At 63.6% G+C, this 16,139-nt stretch carries 9 protein-coding genes; 1 reads left to right on the top strand and 8 read right to left on the bottom strand.

Features of this window, described 5'->3' with window-relative positions; all coding sequences use genetic code 11:
- Nucleotides 1–11: 11 nt before the first annotated feature.
- The 7 genes from ACXX81_RS09590 to ACXX81_RS09560 all read right to left on the bottom strand — a co-directional run bounded on the left by ACXX81_RS09590 (nucleotide 12) and on the right by ACXX81_RS09560 (nucleotide 12,507).
- Nucleotides 12–3,110, bottom strand: a complete 3,099-nt coding sequence (locus ACXX81_RS09590) for an autotransporter domain-containing protein (RefSeq protein ID WP_458571570.1) — start codon at nucleotides 3,108–3,110, stop codon at nucleotides 12–14.
- A gap of 68 nt (nucleotides 3,111–3,178) precedes the next feature.
- On the bottom strand, nucleotides 3,179–6,136 hold the full coding sequence (gene eprS / locus ACXX81_RS09585) for an autotransporter serine peptidase EprS (protein WP_458571569.1): 2,958 nt from the start codon (nucleotides 6,134–6,136) through the stop codon (nucleotides 3,179–3,181).
- A 22-nt stretch (nucleotides 6,137–6,158) separates the two neighbouring features.
- Nucleotides 6,159–7,502, bottom strand: a complete 1,344-nt coding sequence (locus ACXX81_RS09580; RefSeq protein ID WP_209982185.1) for a TolC family outer membrane protein — start codon at nucleotides 7,500–7,502, stop codon at nucleotides 6,159–6,161.
- A gap of 2 nt (nucleotides 7,503–7,504) precedes the next feature.
- The gene (locus ACXX81_RS09575; RefSeq protein WP_209982187.1) at nucleotides 7,505–8,806 is read right to left on the bottom strand and encodes an HlyD family type I secretion periplasmic adaptor subunit; all 1,302 of its coding nucleotides are present in this window, start codon (nucleotides 8,804–8,806) and stop codon (nucleotides 7,505–7,507) included.
- Entirely contained in the window at nucleotides 8,803–10,554 is a 1,752-nt protein-coding gene (locus ACXX81_RS09570) for a type I secretion system permease/ATPase (RefSeq protein ID WP_231421343.1), read from the bottom strand. Before ACXX81_RS09570 ends, ACXX81_RS09575 begins: the two co-directional genes overlap by 4 nt.
- A 101-nt stretch (nucleotides 10,555–10,655) precedes the next feature.
- Entirely contained in the window at nucleotides 10,656–11,024 is a 369-nt protein-coding gene (locus ACXX81_RS09565) for a protease inhibitor Inh/omp19 family protein (protein WP_209982192.1), read from the bottom strand.
- A 49-nt stretch (nucleotides 11,025–11,073) separates the two neighbouring features.
- Nucleotides 11,074–12,507: a serralysin family metalloprotease gene (locus ACXX81_RS09560; protein WP_209982194.1), complete on the bottom strand. Its 1,434-nt coding sequence runs from the start codon at nucleotides 12,505–12,507 to the stop codon at nucleotides 11,074–11,076.
- Nucleotides 12,508–13,103: 596 nt separating this feature from the next.
- Here ACXX81_RS09560 and ACXX81_RS09555 point away from each other — a divergent pair.
- Entirely contained in the window at nucleotides 13,104–13,376 is a 273-nt protein-coding gene (locus ACXX81_RS09555) for a DUF1652 domain-containing protein (protein ID WP_209982196.1), read from the top strand.
- A gap of 107 nt (nucleotides 13,377–13,483) precedes the next feature.
- Here ACXX81_RS09555 and ACXX81_RS09550 read toward each other — a convergent pair whose 3' ends face one another.
- Nucleotides 13,484–15,931: a UvrD-helicase domain-containing protein gene (locus ACXX81_RS09550; protein WP_458571568.1), complete on the bottom strand. Its 2,448-nt coding sequence runs from the start codon at nucleotides 15,929–15,931 to the stop codon at nucleotides 13,484–13,486.
- Nucleotides 15,932–16,139 lie beyond the last annotated feature (208 nt).

Genomic DNA, 16,139 nt, shown 5'->3' with positions numbered 1-16,139 from the left:
CGCTTCATGCGTCAGAACGCCCAGTCGAGGCTCAACCCCACCCCGTGGACCTTCTCCTTGCTGGCCAACAGGCCGTTGTAGTCGAAGTTCACCCGCGCATCCTTGCTCAACGCCAGGCTCACCCGCGCGCCAACCAGTGCCGCATCACGCACCATCGGCGCACTCTGCACCGCAAACGACGGGCCGCCCGACGCAAACGCCAGGTGCTGCTCGGAATCGGTGCTGCCCAGGTTGTGCTGCCAGCCCAGGGTGCCGGACAGCTCCAGTTGCTGGTGGTCATTCACATTGAAGGTCTTCAACGCACGCAGGCCCAGGGTGCTCAGCACCAGGTCGCGGGTGTCGTCACGGCTTTTCAACGCGGCGGCATCGCCCTTCTCGGTAAAACCATCGCTGTCCAGGTGCACGTAGGCCAGGTTGGCGAAGGGTTCCAGCGCCAGCGCCGGCAGATTTACGCGGTAGGCTGCCTCGGTGAACACTTGCGTGCTGCGGGCATCGACCTTGGCTTTCTGCTTGCCGGCGACGTCGCCGTATTGCAGGTCGCGCTTCACGTCGGCGCGGTGCCAGCTGTAGGTCGCCCCGCCGCTCAGGCGCCAGGCACCGATCTCATGCCCGGCATAGGCACCGAAGTGGTAGCTGTCGACCGACGCGCGCGAATGGGTGTCGCTGCCCATGTTCAGTGAAGTGTCGCTGTAGCCCGCCACCAGGCCGATACGGGTGGACTCATCCAATGCCCCGTCAACCCCGGCGAGCATGCCGCCAATCGACGTGGTGTAGCCCGCCGTGTCGCTGCGGCTGTCGGTCTTGCCCCAGGCGCCGAGGGCCTTGATCCAGACGTTGCCGCGGCTGTCGACGGTGTCGCTGGAGGCACCCATTTCACCATTGCGCAAGCGCTCGCCCACGGCCTCGCGCACGTAGCGGCTGTCGTTGACCAGCGCGGTCTCCAGCGCCGGATAGATTTCCCCCGACAGTTGCTGGAACGCGCTGCGGGCCGACGCGGCTGTGGGCGCCAGCAGCAGGCTTTCGTACACCGCATTGCCCGCGCCCAACTGCTCGGCGGCTGCGGCCACGGCGCGCTGGTTATCGGTGACGCCCACGCTGGCAAAGCTGTTGGCGTTGCGCGCCACATCCAGTTGCACGCCGTTGGCGGCGTAGTTCAGGTTGCCGCCGATGAACACGTAGTCGGGCAGCACCGCCGCAAAACTGCCGTTGATGCCGCCGGCCGCTTGCAGGATGTTGTACTGGCGCCCGATCAGGCTTTGCGCCTGCGCCGTGCTGAGCAACGTCGGGCTGTTTTCCAGGGCCAGGGTCACGGTGCCGCCGTTGAGCGTGGCGGTGCCGCCGGCCACGATGCGGTCGCTGCGGGTGGGCGACAGTTCCACGGCGTAGGTGGAACCTGCGTCGAACGTCACATCCCCGGCCACGTTCAGCGTGCCGATGGAGTTGCCCGGCGCCACGGTGCCGCCGCTTTTGGCCAACAGTGAACCGATGCGCCCGGAGCCGCCGACCACGCCGCTCTGGCTGACGGTGACGTCCGAGGTCAGCGAGCCGTTGATTGCCAGCCGGCCCTGATTGACCAGGGTCGGGCCGCTGTAGGTGTTGGTGCCGCTCAGCACCAGGGTGCCGATGCCCAGCTTGGTCAGGCCGCCATGCCCGGCAATGTCATTGCTCCACACGTCCAGCCCGCAATGCACATCGGTGCACACCCGCTGCGTCGGTTTGCCGGCATCCACCACCGCGCCGATGCCCGGCAGGTCGGCGACGAACTGGCCGCTGCCGTAGGCACCGTCGATGCGGAACTCGGCCGGAATATCCTCGGCAGTCACCAGCATCCCCGGCCCGTTGATGGCCTTGCCCAGGTTGATCATGCCCCAGCCGTACAGCGAATCGATGCCCGGCGCGCCGAGGTCGGTGGCGGTGGTCTTGAGCAGCGTGGAGATCTGGTCGCCGCTCATGTACGGGAAACGCTCCATCAACACCGCCGCACTTCCCGCCACATGGGGCGCGGCCATGGAGGTGCCGTTGAAGTTGGCGTAGTCGGTGGTGAGGTTGTCCAGGTTGGTGCCGTTGATGACCGAGCTGAAGATCTTCGTACCGGGGGCCGACACGCAGAAACTCGCCGCATACCCGCAGCGCGAGGAAAAGGTGCTGATCACATAGGGCGTGGCGCTCGCGGTGTCCGGGTTCTGCTGCAAGGCGGCCACCGACAGCCAGTTGGGCGCAATCTCCGGGACGAAGTACGCCAGGCCCGAAATTGCATCCGGGTTGTTGCGGTTGTAGTCGTTGCCAGCGGCGAAGATGGTCAGCACGCCGCTGCGCGCGGCGTCGATTGCGCCCTGGTAGGCGCCGCCGGCAAGGGTGCCGAGGATCGGGCGGATGTTATTGAATTGGGCCTGTGCTTCATTCACGGTGAAATTGGGAAACGCCGGATCGCGGCCGCCCTTGGCATATGGGTCACCGATGCCGATGCCCCAACTGTTGTTGATGATGCGCGCGCCGCTGGCCACCAGGGCGTCCCAACCGGCCTTGTACACCGCGCCATCGTTGCCGAGGATGATGCCATCTTCGGGGCCGGGGTCGCCGTTCTCGGCGCTGATGATCTGCGCACCGTAGGCCACGCCGTGCATCGGCCCGCCATCGCGGTTGCCTGCGGCGATCCCGCCGACGTGGGTGCCGTGGTTGCCCAGCTTGCCGTTGGAACCCAGGGACGGCGTGCCGTCATAGCGAAACGCATCGCCGGCCTTTACCGGAATATAGGGGTCGGTGTACTGGCGGATGCCCTCGGTGACAATCGTCACCACTTTGCCGGGGCTGGCGAACTCCGGGTGCGCGGCGTACACCGGCTGGTCGAAGATGCCCAGTTTTACGCCCTTGCCGGTGTAGCCGGCGGCGTACGCGGTGTCGGCATGCACGGCGCCCAGGCCCCATTCGGCGTTGAACTCAGCGCTGCGCCAACTGGCGGCATCGCCCAGCTTGCCGGTTTCCACATAGGGGGCCGCGTGGGCGGTGCCCAGGCTGGCCAGGCAGCACAGCAATGCGCCACAGGGCGCGCTGCGCGGGTGGCGCAAAGCCTTGTCGATGGCGGTTGTTAACCCTGACTTGCGTGTGTTCACGGTGACCTTCCTTAGTTTTTTATTACGGATATAGAGATCCCTGTGGGAGGGGCTTGCTCCCTCCCACCTTAGAACTGCCAGTTCAGGCTCAGGCCTACGCCCTGGGTTTTTGCCCTGCCACCCAACTGCCCGTTGTAATCGAGATTGACCCGCGTCGCCTGGCTCAGCGCGAGGCTGGCCTGCACGCCCAGCAGCGCCGCATCGCGCAGCAACGGCGCGCTGCGCACGGCAAACGACGGGCCACCGGCCACAAACGCCAGATGTTCTTCGGATTCGACGGCGGTCAGGCTGTGTTGCCAGCCCAGCGCCCCGGACAGCGCGAGCTGCTGGTGATCGTTGAGCGCGAGGGTTTTCAGCGCGCGCAGCCCGAGGGTGCCCAGCACGGCGTCACGTCGATCACTGCCGCGTTCCAGCGCGGCTGCGTCGCCTTTTTCGTGGAACGAATCGCTGTCCAGATGCACGTAGGCCAGGTTGGCGAACGGTTCCAGTGCCAGCGGTTGCAGCTGCAGGCGATACGCCGCTTCGCTGAACAGTTGCGCACTGCGCGCGTCCAGGCTGGCCTTCTGCTTGCCGCTGACGTCGCCGTATTGCAGGTCGCGCTTCACATCGCCGCGGTGCCAGCTGTAGGCACCGCCGAGGCTCAGCCGCCAGTTGCCCAGCTCGCGCCCGGCATAGGCACCCACGTGGTAGCTGTCGACCGAGGCCGAGGCATGGCTGCCGCCCCGCATGTTCAGCGAGCTGTCGCTGTAGCCGGCCACCACGCCGACGCGGGTCTGCTCATCCAGCGCGCCGTCCACGCCCAACAGCAGGCCGCCGAGGGAGGTGGTGGCGCCTGCGGTTTCGCTGCGGTTGTCGCTCTTGCCCCAGGCGCCCAGGGCCTTGAGCCACAGGTTGCGCTCGCCGGCAATCGGCACATGGCGCAAGCGCTCACCCACGGCATCGCGCACCTGGCGGCTGTCGTTGATCAGCATGGCGCCCACTGCCGGGTAGATCTCGCCGGACAACTGCTGCAAGCCTTGTTGCGCGCCTGCCAGGGAGTCGGAACGCAGCACGCTTTCATACACCGGGTTGCCCGCGCCGAGCTGCTCGGCGGCCGTGGCCACGGCGCGCTGGTTGCGGTTGGCGGCGACGCTGGCGAAGGTGGCGTCATTGCGCGCCACGTTCAGTTGCACGCCCGTGGCGGCGTAATCGAGACGCCCGCCGAGGAACAGATAGTCGGGCAGCACCTGGCCAAACTGCCCCTGAATCCCGCCGGCCGCTTGCAGGATGGTGTATTGGCGGCCAATCAGGCTGTGTGCCTGCGCCGCGCTGAGCAGGGTTGGGCTGTTTTCCAGGGCCAGGGTCACGTTGCCACCGCCAAGGATCGCCCGGCCGCCGGCGACGATGCGGTCGCTGCTGCTGGGTGTCAGTTCCACTGCATAGGTGGAGCCCGCCGCCAGGTTGACGTCGCCCGCCACCTGCAAGGTGCCCACGGAATTGCCCGGCGCCACGCGCCCGCCGCTGTTCACCGACAGCGCGGCGATACGCCCGGAGCCGCCGAGGGTGCCGCTGTCGTTGACGGTGACCGCCGAGGTGAGCGAGCCATTGACCGCCAGCAGCCCGCCGTTAACGGTGGTTGCGCCGCGATAGGTGCTGTCGCCGCTGAGTACCAGCGTGCCCGCGCCGGACTTGATCAGGCTGCCTTCATACACCCGCCGCGCGGCGGCCTGGTCACGTGCCGTGCCCACCGCGTAATCGGTCTGGTCCTGCTGGCTGGCGTTCGCGCCGACGCCGTTTTGCCAGCCCTTATCGAGCAGGGTTTGCTGCCAGGCGGCCTGTTCGGCGCGGTCCTCGGCCTGGCGCTGGATCAGCGCCTGGTCGGAAATACCATTGCTCCACACATCGCCCTGCCCGGCCGCGAGGGTCACGTTCATCGCCCCGAGCAACTGCCCCGGCCCGTGCATCGCCCGGCCCAGGTCGGGCACCCCCCAACCCACCGTGGTGTTGGGCGCCTGGGTGAGCGAACCGTCGAGTTGGGTGGCGGTGGTCAGCAGCACCTGCAGGGCCTGCTCGTTGCTCATGTAGGGGTAGCGCTGCATCACCAGCGCGAGCGCGCCGGTGGCATGGGGCGCCGACATCGAGGTGCCGGATTTCACCCCGTAACCGCCACCGGGGACGGTGCTGTTGATCAGTGCACCGGGGGTGGAAATACACCAGTACTTGGCGACTCCGCATGTGTTGTACTTCTGGTTATTAGCGATATCCAGGCCCGAGACCGCCAGCCAGTGCCCTTCCAGTTCCGGCTGGAAGTACGGCAGCGCGGCCCGCACGCTGGCATTCGCGTAGCCGCTGTTGCCGGCGCTGAACACGTTGATTACCCCGGCTTTGGCCACATCCGCCGCCGCGTCCAGCCAGGTGCCACGGTTGTAGTGCTGGGCGTAGGCGGCGTGCAGGTCGCCGAGGGTCTGGTAGCTGACGTCCTTGGGCTGGCTGCCCCAGCTGTTGTTGATGGCGCGCACGCCGGCGTCCACCAGGGCGCTGTACACGGCCTTGAAGTACCTGGGGTCGGGCGTGGGGCCGAACAGAAAGCTGTCGTTGGCGTTGGTGTTGCCCACATAGACCTGCGCGTTGTAGGCCACGCCGTGCATGCCGACGCCATCACGGGCGGCGCCCATAGTGCCGGTGACGTGGGTGCCATGGGAATCGTTGTTGGGGTTGAGCGCGCCGGTGGTGCTGAAGGCGCTGCCGTCCAGGTAAGTGCCCGTGGCGGTGACCGCGTGAAAACGATCGGTGGAAGCCTCTGGATGACCGGCATCGAAGCCCGAATCCAGCGCGCCGATCTTCACCCCGCTGCCATTGATGCCGGCGGCGTAGGCTTCATCGGCCTTCATGCGGCCCAGGCCCCAGTCACTCTGGAACTCGGCGGAGCGCCAACTGGCGGGATTGCCCGGCTGGCCGGTCTCGGTGTATTGCGCCTGCGCCGCCACGGACAACAGCAGCAAGGAGCCTGCGGTAAAGGGTTTGAAACGCGACGAATCGGTGATCATCAGAACCATCCTGTGGGTGTTGTTATGGGCGTTGGTTCACAGGGCCGAAGGCCTCATCCACTTTCGCAAGGTCGGTGTCGCGCAGATTGCCCGCGTAGTAATGCAATTTGGTCCAGGCCATCAGGTAGTCGTAACGCGCCTGGGCCAGGTCGCGGCGGGTGCTGTAGAGCTGCTGCTCGGCGTTGAGCGCATCGAGGTTGACCCGCTCGCCGCCGAGGATGCTGTGTTTGGTCGAGACCACCAGCGCCTCGGCCGACGCCAGGGCCTTTTGATAGGCGCGCAGCTTGCTCACCCCCGACAAACACGCACTGAACTGGCGACGCAGTTCGATCAGAGTTTCGCGGGTCTTGCCTTCCAGCTCGTATTCGGCCTGCTCCATGGCACGGCTGGCCTGGCGGGTTGAGGCCGATACGCCGCCGCCGGCATACAGCGGCACGCTGATTTCGACGCCGATGGTGTTGGTGTCGTAGCGCTGGTTGTAGGTGTTGCCGCTGTCGGACTCCTGCTGGCGCGAGCTGGCATACGCGGTGACCTTGGGCAGATGCCCGGCGCGGTTGCGCTCCACCTCGTAGCGCGCCACTTCCAGGGACTGGCGCTGGGACGCGAGCGTGGGGTTGTTGCTCAGGGCCAGTGCGTGCCAGGTGTCGTAGTTGGCGGGCGTGAGGGTGAAGGCGCCGAAACGCTGGTTCAACGGCGCCAGATCATCGATGTTGACGCTCTGCACGCCAATCAGCGCGCCCAGCTCGCGCAGGGACGCGTCCTGTTCGTCCAGCGCCTGGATCTCTTCGGCGGTGGCCAGTTCGTAACGGGATTCGGCTTCAAGAATATCGGTGCGGGTGCCCTCGCCCTGCTGGAACAGGTGCTGGTTCTGCTGGAACTGCTGCTCGAAGGCTTTTTTCTTGGCACGGGCGATGTCGATCTGGTCCTGGGCAAACAGCGCCTGGGTGTAATAGCTCAGTACGCGCACCAACAGTGCCTGGCTCTTTTCGCGAAAGCTCTCGTCGGCAAACAGCGCCTGGGCCACGCCCTTGCGGTAGTTGGCATAGGCTTCGTAGTCGAACAGCGGCTGTTGCAGGCTGAAGGTGGAGCCGTAACTGTTGTAGTTGCGGTCGTCGCGATAACTGCCGCCACGGCCGTCCGGCAGATGGGCTTCGGAGTTGTTGCGGCCCTTGTTGTAGGTGTAGGACAGCCGTGGCAGCAGGCCGGCGCGGCCAATGGTGCGGTTTTCCAGGCCGGCGTCGCGCTCCTTGATCGCGCCGAGGAATACCGGATCGTTACGCAGCGCCTGCTCGTACACATCGAACGGGCCCATCGCGGCCTGGGCACTGGCGCAGCTCAACAGCAAGGCGAGGCATACGGGCTTCATGCTCATTCCTCGGTCAACGCGGAGCCGGCGCGATCCAGCAGCGGCTTGAACAGGTAGTTGAGCAACGAACGCTCGCCGGTGCGCACGAACATCTCGGCGGGCATGCCGGGCTTGATCACCAGGCCGTGGAGTTTTTCCAGCGCAGCCTCGCTGACGGTGGTGCGCAGCACGTAATACGGCGCGCCGGTCTTTTCATCGAGCATCTGGTCGGCGGAAATCAGGCTCACCTCCCCCGGTACGCGCGGGGTGCGGCTCTGGTTGAAGGCGGTGAACAGAATATCCACCGGCAGGTGGGTGCCGACCTTGTCCACCAGGTGCACCGGCAAGTGCCCTTCCACTTCCAGACGCGTGCCCTGGGGCACGATTTCCAGCAGGGTTTCGCCGGCCCGCACCACGGCGCCTTCGGTGTGCACGCCGAGGTTGACCGCGATGCCATCGGCCGGCGCGTTGATCTCGCTGTGTTGCAGGTCGAAACCGGCGGAGGTCAGTTGCTGTTCCAGGGTGAGGCTGCGCAATTGCGCATCGGCCAGTTGGCTGCGCACCTCCTTCTGGTATTCCTCGCTGTGCTGCTGCAGTTTGAGCCTGGATTCGAGGATGCCCTGCGCCACCCGGCCGCTTTCGCCGCTGTTCTGCGCCAGGTCCTGTTGCACCTGGGACAGCTGGCGCTGGTAGTCCATCAGCCGGTTGCGCGGGATGTAGCCGTTGTCGGCAAGCGGTTGCAGGTTGGCCAGTTGGTCGCGCAGGGACTGGGCCTGGGCGGTCAGGTCGGTGCGGGCGCGGCGCATGCCGTTCAACTGCGCACTGGCACCCTCGATATTGGCGCGAATGCCGGCCTGCTCACGGGCAAACGCTTCGCGGCGGCTGCTGAACAATTGGCGCTGGCCTTCCAGCACCAGGGCCAGCGCCGGGTCTGGGTCGGCGCTCAGATCAGCGGGAAAGGTGACCGCCGCTTGATTGTCGCGCTCGCTCTGCCAGCGTGCCACGCTGGCCCAGGCCATGCGGTACTGGGCCTGCAGCGACTGCACGTCGGCCTGGTTGCGGGTCTGGTCGAGCCGAAACAGCGGCTGGCCCTGTTTGACCGTCTCACCTTCGCGCACCAGGATCCGGCTGACCACACCGGGGCTGACGCTTTGTACCGCCTTACGCTTGCCGGACACCACCACGGTGCCCTGCACCGGAATGCCCTGATCGAGTGGCGCCAGGCTCGCCCAGAGGAAGAAACCGCCGGCACCGACCACGGTGAGCAGCCAGCCCATGCGAGTGAAGAAGCGGGCGTCGCGTTGTTCAAACGTCATACTGCTCATGCGCCTGGATTCCTTCCGGCTTGATACTGGCGGCTGAAACTGACGCCGGGTTTTTCCTTCGGCGCTTCCTGCTGGCCGGACAACGCGCGCAGCACGTCCTGGCTCGGCCCGAATGCCTGCAGGCGTCCTTCGTTGAGCACCAGCAGCTTGTCGGCCTGGGCCAAAACAGAAGAACGGTGCGTCACCAGAATCACGCTGCTGCCCTGGGCCTTCATTTGCACGATGGCGCTGGCGAGCGCCGCTTCACCGACGGTGTCGAGGTTGGAGTTGGGCTCATCCAGCACGATCAGCCGCGGCCCGCCGTACAGCGCGCGCGCCAGGGCGACCCGCTGTTTCTGGCCGCCGGACAGGCCACCGCCGTTATCGCCCAGCAATGTGTCGTAGCCCTGGGGCAGGCGCAGGATCAGCTCATGCACGCCGGCCTGTTGCGCCGCCTTCACCACCCACGCCGGGTCGGCTTGGCGAAAACGCGCGATGTTGTCGGCGATGCTGCCGCTGAACAGCTCGATGTCCTGAGGCAGGTAGCCGATGTGCGGGCCGAGGTCGTCACGGTCCCAGCGGTGAATGTCCGCGCCATCCAGACGCACCGTGCCGGCCAGGGTCGGCCACACGCCCACCAGCACCCGCGCCAGGGTGGACTTGCCGGAACCCGAGGCGCCAAGCACGCCCAGCACTTCACCGGCACCGAGGTTGAAGCTGACATGGTGCAGCGTCGCCAGGCGCAGCCCCGGCGGGCCGGCGCTGACGTCTTCGAAACTCACCTGGCCGTGGGGCGCCGGCAAGGCCATCTGCTCGCCCCCCGGCGGGAAGGCGCGCAGCAGCTCATCCAGGCGCTGATAGGCGAGCTTGGCCGAGCTCCATTGCTTCCACACCGCGATCAACTGGTCGATGGGGCTGAGCACACGGCCCATCAGGATGGAACCGGCGATCATCATCCCGGCGGTCATGTCGCCCTTGATCACCAGCAGCGCGCCCAGGCCCAGCACCAGCGATTGCAGGCACAGGCGCAGGGATTTGCTCAAAGAGGTGATCACCGAACCGGTGTCGCTGGCCTGGTTCTGCAGGCCGAGAAACTGCGAATGCACGGCAAACCAGCGGGTGCGCAACGCACCGAGCATGCCCATGGCCTGGATGGTCTCGGCATTGTGCAAGTGGCTGGTGGCCAGTTGGGTCGACTGCTGGGAGTAGCCACTGGCCTCGCCCAGCGGCTTTTTGGTCAGGTATTCGTTGAGGCAGGCCAGGCCGATCAGCAGCACCGCGCCGGCCGTGGCCAGCACCCCCAGCCACACGTTGAACAGGAAAATCACGAACAGGTAGATGGGAAACCACGGCGCATCGAAAAACGCGAACAATGCAGGCCCGGTGATGAATTGGCGGAGATGGGTCAGATCCCCCAGGGATTGCCCGGCATGGCCCTGGCCGCTGTGCAGGTTGCGCTCAAAGGCGGCCTTGTAGACGCGCAAGTTAAAGCGCCGCTCCAGATGACTGCCGATGCGGATCACGATAAAACTGCGAATGACTTCGAGCAGGCCAATAAACGCAAAGAAGCCGACCACCATCAGCGTCAACATCACCAGGGTGGTTTCATTCTGGGAGGACAGCACACGGTCGTAGACTTGCAGCATGTAAATCGATGGCACCAGCATCAACAGGTTAATCAAGGCGGTGAAACAACCGATACTGATCAAGATGCTTTTGTATTCACCCAGCGCCTTGAACAAGGGTGCAACGGTAGGGGGCCTGGCCATATCTTCTTATCTTCCTTGAAGCAAACTACGCGCACTAGTTGGCGCAACCCTTGATCAGGGCCGGTCAACTAATCAATCAAGTTATATGTTTATAACGGCAACTAAGGTTTTCGTTGCAATACCACAACACCGCCGGATCGAGTGCGGCCCTCGTACTCGCCTTCGTGTTGGCGATTCAAGTGGGTAATACCGCTGCCTTCGGCGTTCATCAGCCAGATTCCATCCGGGGTGGGTGACCAACTCAAGGGCTGGTCGCCCAGCCACTGCGCCACACACGCCACATCGCCGCCCAGGGCGTTGGCCTGCTCCAGTAATTCCAGGTTGCACACCTGATCCTGCTGTTTCAATTCCCAGTGCCCCGCCAACTGCGCGGGCGTGGGTAAAACCAGACTGCTCGCCATTGCGTGGGCTCCTGCCGACACGAACATCACCTGCACAACACAGGCGATCATTTTGGATAACCACTGCATCTTCACGCTCCCGCCTGCAAGCGCGGCGCCGAAGCGCCGCGCCCGTGCATCACGCCACGATGTCGCTGACGGCTGCCTGGCCAACGGTGGTGACGAGGAAATCCGCCACACCCTTGCCGGCAAAGTCGACGGCCAACGTGCCCAGGTTGGTGCCTGAGGCATAGGTCAGCACCGCGTCGCCGGCATGCCCGGAAAAGGCACTGACGAAGCTCAGGCCCGCGCCTTTGGTAATGCCGGACAGGTCGATCTTGTCTGCACCACTGGTGAAGTCGAAGATCTTGTCCGCAGCCCCGGGTCGGGAGTCGGAACTGGCGCCGAACACGAAGGTGTCATTGCCTGCACCGCCCCACAGCTGGTCTGCACCGCCACCGCCGTAGATGAGGTCGTTGCCGGCCCCGCCCTTGATCAGGTTGGCCGCATTGTTGCCGATGATAAGGTCGTTACCCGCCCCACCGAACGCGTTCTCGATGGTCACGCCCTTGGCAATGGACACATTGCCCACCAGGCCGCCGACGTCGGAGAACGAGGTTTCATTGAGGTTGATTTTCTGGTTCTGGGTAAACCCGGAGAAGTCCAGGGTATCGTTGCCACCACCGTCCCACACCGAGAACACCAGCTTGTCGGCGTTGGAGGTCGCGCTGAGGAAATCACGCCCGGTGTTGGAGTTGAAGCCGTAGGTAGTGTCGGTGGCGCGGGTGGCGAAGTTGGCACCGTAGAGCTTCTGGATCGCGGCAATGTCGTCGATCAGCGGGCCGGAGGCATAGGCTTCAACCCCGCCTTTGCTGAAGTTCTGATTGGTGTTGCTCTCGCTCCAGTAGCTCATCAGGCTGTAGCCACGCGTGTCCTGTCCGTAGGTCGCGTCTTTGTAGGACGGGTTGCCGTTCCCGGCGTTGTAGTCGCCAGGGTGCGCCAGGCCCAGGGTGTGGCCGATCTCGTGGGTCAGGGTCTGCCGTCCGTAATTGTTCAGGTCCGGCGTCTTGTTCTGCGTGTAGCTGTTGTTGGTCAGGTACCACGAGGTGCCGTCGTAGCCTGCGCCGGTGCCGGGCAGGTAGGCGAAGGCCGCTGCGCCGTCCTGGCCGCCGCTGTAGTTGCCGAAGGTCATGTGGCCGTCACCGCCGCTGGCCTTCTCGGTGAAGGTGACCTTGGCCACGTCCGCCCAGGATTGCATGGCGAGCGCTGCCTGTGCTTTCTGCTGGGCGCTGAACTGGCTGAAGCCCGAGATCCCGTGTTTATTCAGGGTGCTCGTGGTGGCCGAGGTCAGGAAGGTGTAGGTGAGGTCGATCTTGCCGTTGCCATCGGCGTCGCGGTACGCCGCGCCGTCCCGCAGCAGCTGGGTCGCTGCCTGGTCCACGGTGTAGGACGGTTTGCCATTGACCGTGAGGTTGCCGCCACGGTCATACAAGTGGCTGAAGCTATCGATTTGCGAGTAGGCGGTGCTGGCCTGAGCGGCAGATACAATAGCTTTGTCTTTTACTTTTGACATAAACGTACTTCCTTGTTTGCAAGTGCATCAGTCTTGGGTCGATAGGAACCTCGCGGGCGAGATCGTCCTATCACTCGCCTCTTTTGAAGGCGTAAGAAAACTGACACAACTTGAAATCTTTCGTCTACCTCTATTTCTGCAATCAAAATGTGATGGGCTTTGCAGGTTGGCAAGTCGTCGGCAATGTTTATTGGGGGCGGTGGTTGTTGTCCTACAAAATAACGGGCGCTGTTATTTAAATATTAAATAGCTGCAAGGGCATTCAACTTGCGTTGCGCAGTTGAATAATGGATCCAATTATTGTCACGGTGTCATTGGCAACATTAAAGAGCCACTACTTATTATTTGTCTTGAATATTGGCCCCTATTACCGGGACAAATAGCTTATCCCTTTGTTTGTGTCGGTTTTGAGGCGCGCAGCCGCCTTGAGACCTCGTCCGAGGCAAGCTTCATGACCCAGGTCAATGTAAAGGGAATGAACCGCCGAACGTAGCGAAAAATTTAACCTCACCTGGGCGAGCGGATGCTATTTTTAAGCTCCGGACGCCATGACCACAGACGGTTCTGGCCCCTGCCGCGAGCTAAAGGAAGTGCTCATGAACAAGGTGGGCAACATGAACAAAGTGACGTTCCCGAATGCCTGCCAGCTGATGCGCTGGCATTTTCATCCGACCGGCTTCGAGGGCAGCATGGACGCGCCCGGCAGCATGGTTGCGCGCCTGTTCGACCGCACGAGCGGCGAGACGCTGATTGCGATTGCCGGCATTCCCTGCACCTCGGTGATGAACGCTGCCGATGTGGAGCGCATCATCGAAGCAATTGAGGATGAACTGGCGTCGTTCGTGCCGCCGCAGTCTTTACGGGCCTGAACATGTGGGAGGGGGCTTGCTCCCGGTGGCGGTGTGTCAGTCAACTTATCAAGGCTGATACACCGCCATCGGGAGCAAGCCCCCTCCCACATTGACCAACTTTACTTTCAAATCCGCTGATCATCGAAAAACGCCTTTTTGCCATCTACCCGCTCGGATGCCCTTGGCACATTGACCGCTGCGCCTTCAGGCTTTTCCACATACCAATAGCAATGGCTGGAGGCCCGGGTAATGCCGACATACGCCAGGCGCAGCACTTCGTCTTTTTGCGCCGTGTCATAGGGCTCGCTGTCGCCAGCCTTGCCCAGGCCCGCCATGCGGTACACCTGGTTCTTGTACGGCGAGCTGGTGACGTGCTGGCAATCGCCCAATAGAAATACCGCATCCGCCTGCAGGCCCTTGGCGCTGTGGTATGTCAGCTGTTTCAATCTGCGCGCTGGCGCCGGCAGGCTCGAATCAGCATTAACTACGGCCTGAATATGTTCCTGAATCAATAGCTTATCGCTGCTTTTTCGATACAGCATCAATACCGAATCTCCCTGCTGATAGTGCGCCTGCAACTGCCGCCCCAAGGCAGCATCGTCGCGCGCCAGCACTTGAACGGGCACCAGTGCCTTGGGCACGCCGCTGGCTTTGGCCTTCTTGCCGGGAATTGCTGGCGCGGCGCGCACGATATGCTCGGCGGCATCGATGATGTGCTGATGGCTGCGGTAGTTCTCACCCAGCATCACGCGGGTGGTGCCAGGCGACGGGAACTCGGTGTTGAATTCCATGAAGTATTTGGGCGAACTGCCGCGCCAGCCATAGATCGACTGCCAGTCATCACCCACGCACAGCAACGAAGAACGCTGGGCACCGCGCCCCACGTGCATGGCTGGGCCACGGCTACGGATTTCACGCAGGCTGGCGCGAATCCACGAGACGATCTGCGGCGAGACGTCCTGGAATTCGTCGATCATCAGGTGCGACATCGGCCGCAGCAGCGGATCGCTGAGCAACGTGAGGTTTTCCGGCATGTTCTCGCCAAACAGCGAGAACATGCGGTTATAGGTCATGATCGGCGGCGATTGTTCGAGCAGATGCTCTTCCAGGGCTTTCCAGAAGATGCTCAGTGCCTCAAAGAACAAGCGGTCGGCATCGTCCCTGGCGAACGTCATCTGGCCGACGGCAGCAGGCACGTCCAGGCCGAGGTTCTCGATAAAGCCCGCCGCGGTGACGAAACAGTCCAGCAATGGTGCCGAGGCCAGCTCGCCCTTGACCTTGTAGTCAAAGCCGGGCCCAGCGGTAGCGTCGCCCGCCAGGCTGCTTATAAGACGCTTTGATGATTCATAACTGTCCAGCCATATCAAAGGCTTGCGACAGAAAGCTTGAAACAGGGTGCGCTTCACCGCCCACTCGGCGCGTACCGACAGCTTGGCGTTGGGGCGGCTGATCTGCGGGTTTTCCCGCGCATCGAAGCCCAGCACCACCCAGGCGTCCAGTTCGGGAAGATAGCCGTGACAATGGAAGGTGGCGCCGTTGATTTCAAACGTCTGGCGGCTGGGCTCGATGCCCTTGATCGGCCAGGCACCCGCGCGAAACCACAGGTCCTCGATCAGATCGCACAGCTCTTCATCGCGCTTGGCCGCCAGCTCTGTCACCGCGATGCGCTTCTGCACGTCCGGGTGGTCGCGCTCCAGCTCCTTGAGCTGCAGGCCATGGCGGGCCAGCGGCGCAATCAGCTCGCGAAACCGCGCATTGCGACTGTGCAGCCGGTGGTAGCAGGCGTTCATCTGCTGGCGCTGGGCGTCGTTGATGCGCAGGTCGAAGGGGTTGCTGTCAGCGTCATCGGAGCCGGCACTGAGGTTTTCGAACGCCTGCAGGCGCTCGAACCCCGGCAGGCTGCGCACCATCGGCAGAATGCGTGAGTGAAAGGTGCGCACCACGGCCTGAGCCTCTTTCAAGCTGAGGGGCTGGCCCCACAGCGCGAGGATGTCCATCAGCTTGTTGACGAAGTCCTTGCGCGACTCACGGGTGAAGGTCACCACCGTCATCGAACTGAGTTCAAAGCCCAGGTAATGGGTGAGCAGCAGGATGCGCAGCACCAGCGAGGTGGATTTGCCGGCACCGGCACCGGCAATCACCGAGGTGGACGGCGTATCGCTGAAGATCATCTTCCACTGCGCGGTGCTGGGCTGGGCATGGGCCGGCAACAGGCGCGCCACATCGGCCTTGATACGCTTTTTGATCTCGGCGGTGAGCGGCAGGCGCCAATCGTCGAACAGGCTGTCGTCCACGCCCGGCGCGCGGTGCTCATCCGGGCGGAAATCGCGAATCAGCAAAACTTGCCGGCCTTGCTCGATACCCTCGGCCATGCCCTCACGGTAGCCGTATTCCACGCCCGCTTCATGCCCGCTGCGAAAACCATCGGCCTGGCCGTGTAACCACGAAAACCGGTGCTGGGCACGCAGTCGTGTGAGGCCATGGCCAAACAGACGAGCGGCGAGGCGTTTGAACAAGGGCATTTCTGCCAGCGGAAGCAGATCAGGGGGCAAATCGGGCTTTTGCTGCGGCACGCGAACTCCAGCGAGGACGTTGATTCTGGCGAATGCGCCATGGTCGCCGGAATCGCTGCTCAGTGCCAGCCAATTGCTTTGCCGTCATGCAGTTAGGCGACGAAGTGAAAGTCAAAACCCCGTTAATCCATCTAATCGGCTGATAGGAATCAGGCAGTTTTTACGCTTTTTAACGATCAATGACTCAAGGATGATAGCGCCCATTCAG

The sequence above is a fragment of the Pseudomonas sp. GNP013 genome (assembly GCF_054343995.1).
This window is presented reverse-complemented; position numbering and strand designations above follow the sequence as displayed.

Bases quoted from the DNA above. Each gene is read 5' to 3' on its own strand.
- eprS (WP_458571569.1), bottom strand. From the start codon at position 6,136: ATGATCACCGATTCGTCGCGTTTCAAACCCTTTACCGCAGGCTCCTTG.
- ACXX81_RS09580 (WP_209982185.1), bottom strand. From the start codon at position 7,502: ATGAAGCCCGTATGCCTCGCCTTGCTGTTGAGCTGCGCCAGTGCCCAG.
- ACXX81_RS09555 (WP_209982196.1), top strand. From the start codon at position 13,104: ATGAACAAGGTGGGCAACATGAACAAAGTGACGTTCCCGAATGCCTGC.
- ACXX81_RS09570 (WP_231421343.1), bottom strand. From the start codon at position 10,554: ATGGCCAGGCCCCCTACCGTTGCACCCTTGTTCAAGGCGCTGGGTGAA.
- ACXX81_RS09560 (WP_209982194.1), bottom strand. From the start codon at position 12,507: ATGTCAAAAGTAAAAGACAAAGCTATTGTATCTGCCGCTCAGGCCAGC.
- ACXX81_RS09565 (WP_209982192.1), bottom strand. From the start codon at position 11,024: ATGCAGTGGTTATCCAAAATGATCGCCTGTGTTGTGCAGGTGATGTTC.
- ACXX81_RS09575 (WP_209982187.1), bottom strand. From the start codon at position 8,806: ATGAGCAGTATGACGTTTGAACAACGCGACGCCCGCTTCTTCACTCGC.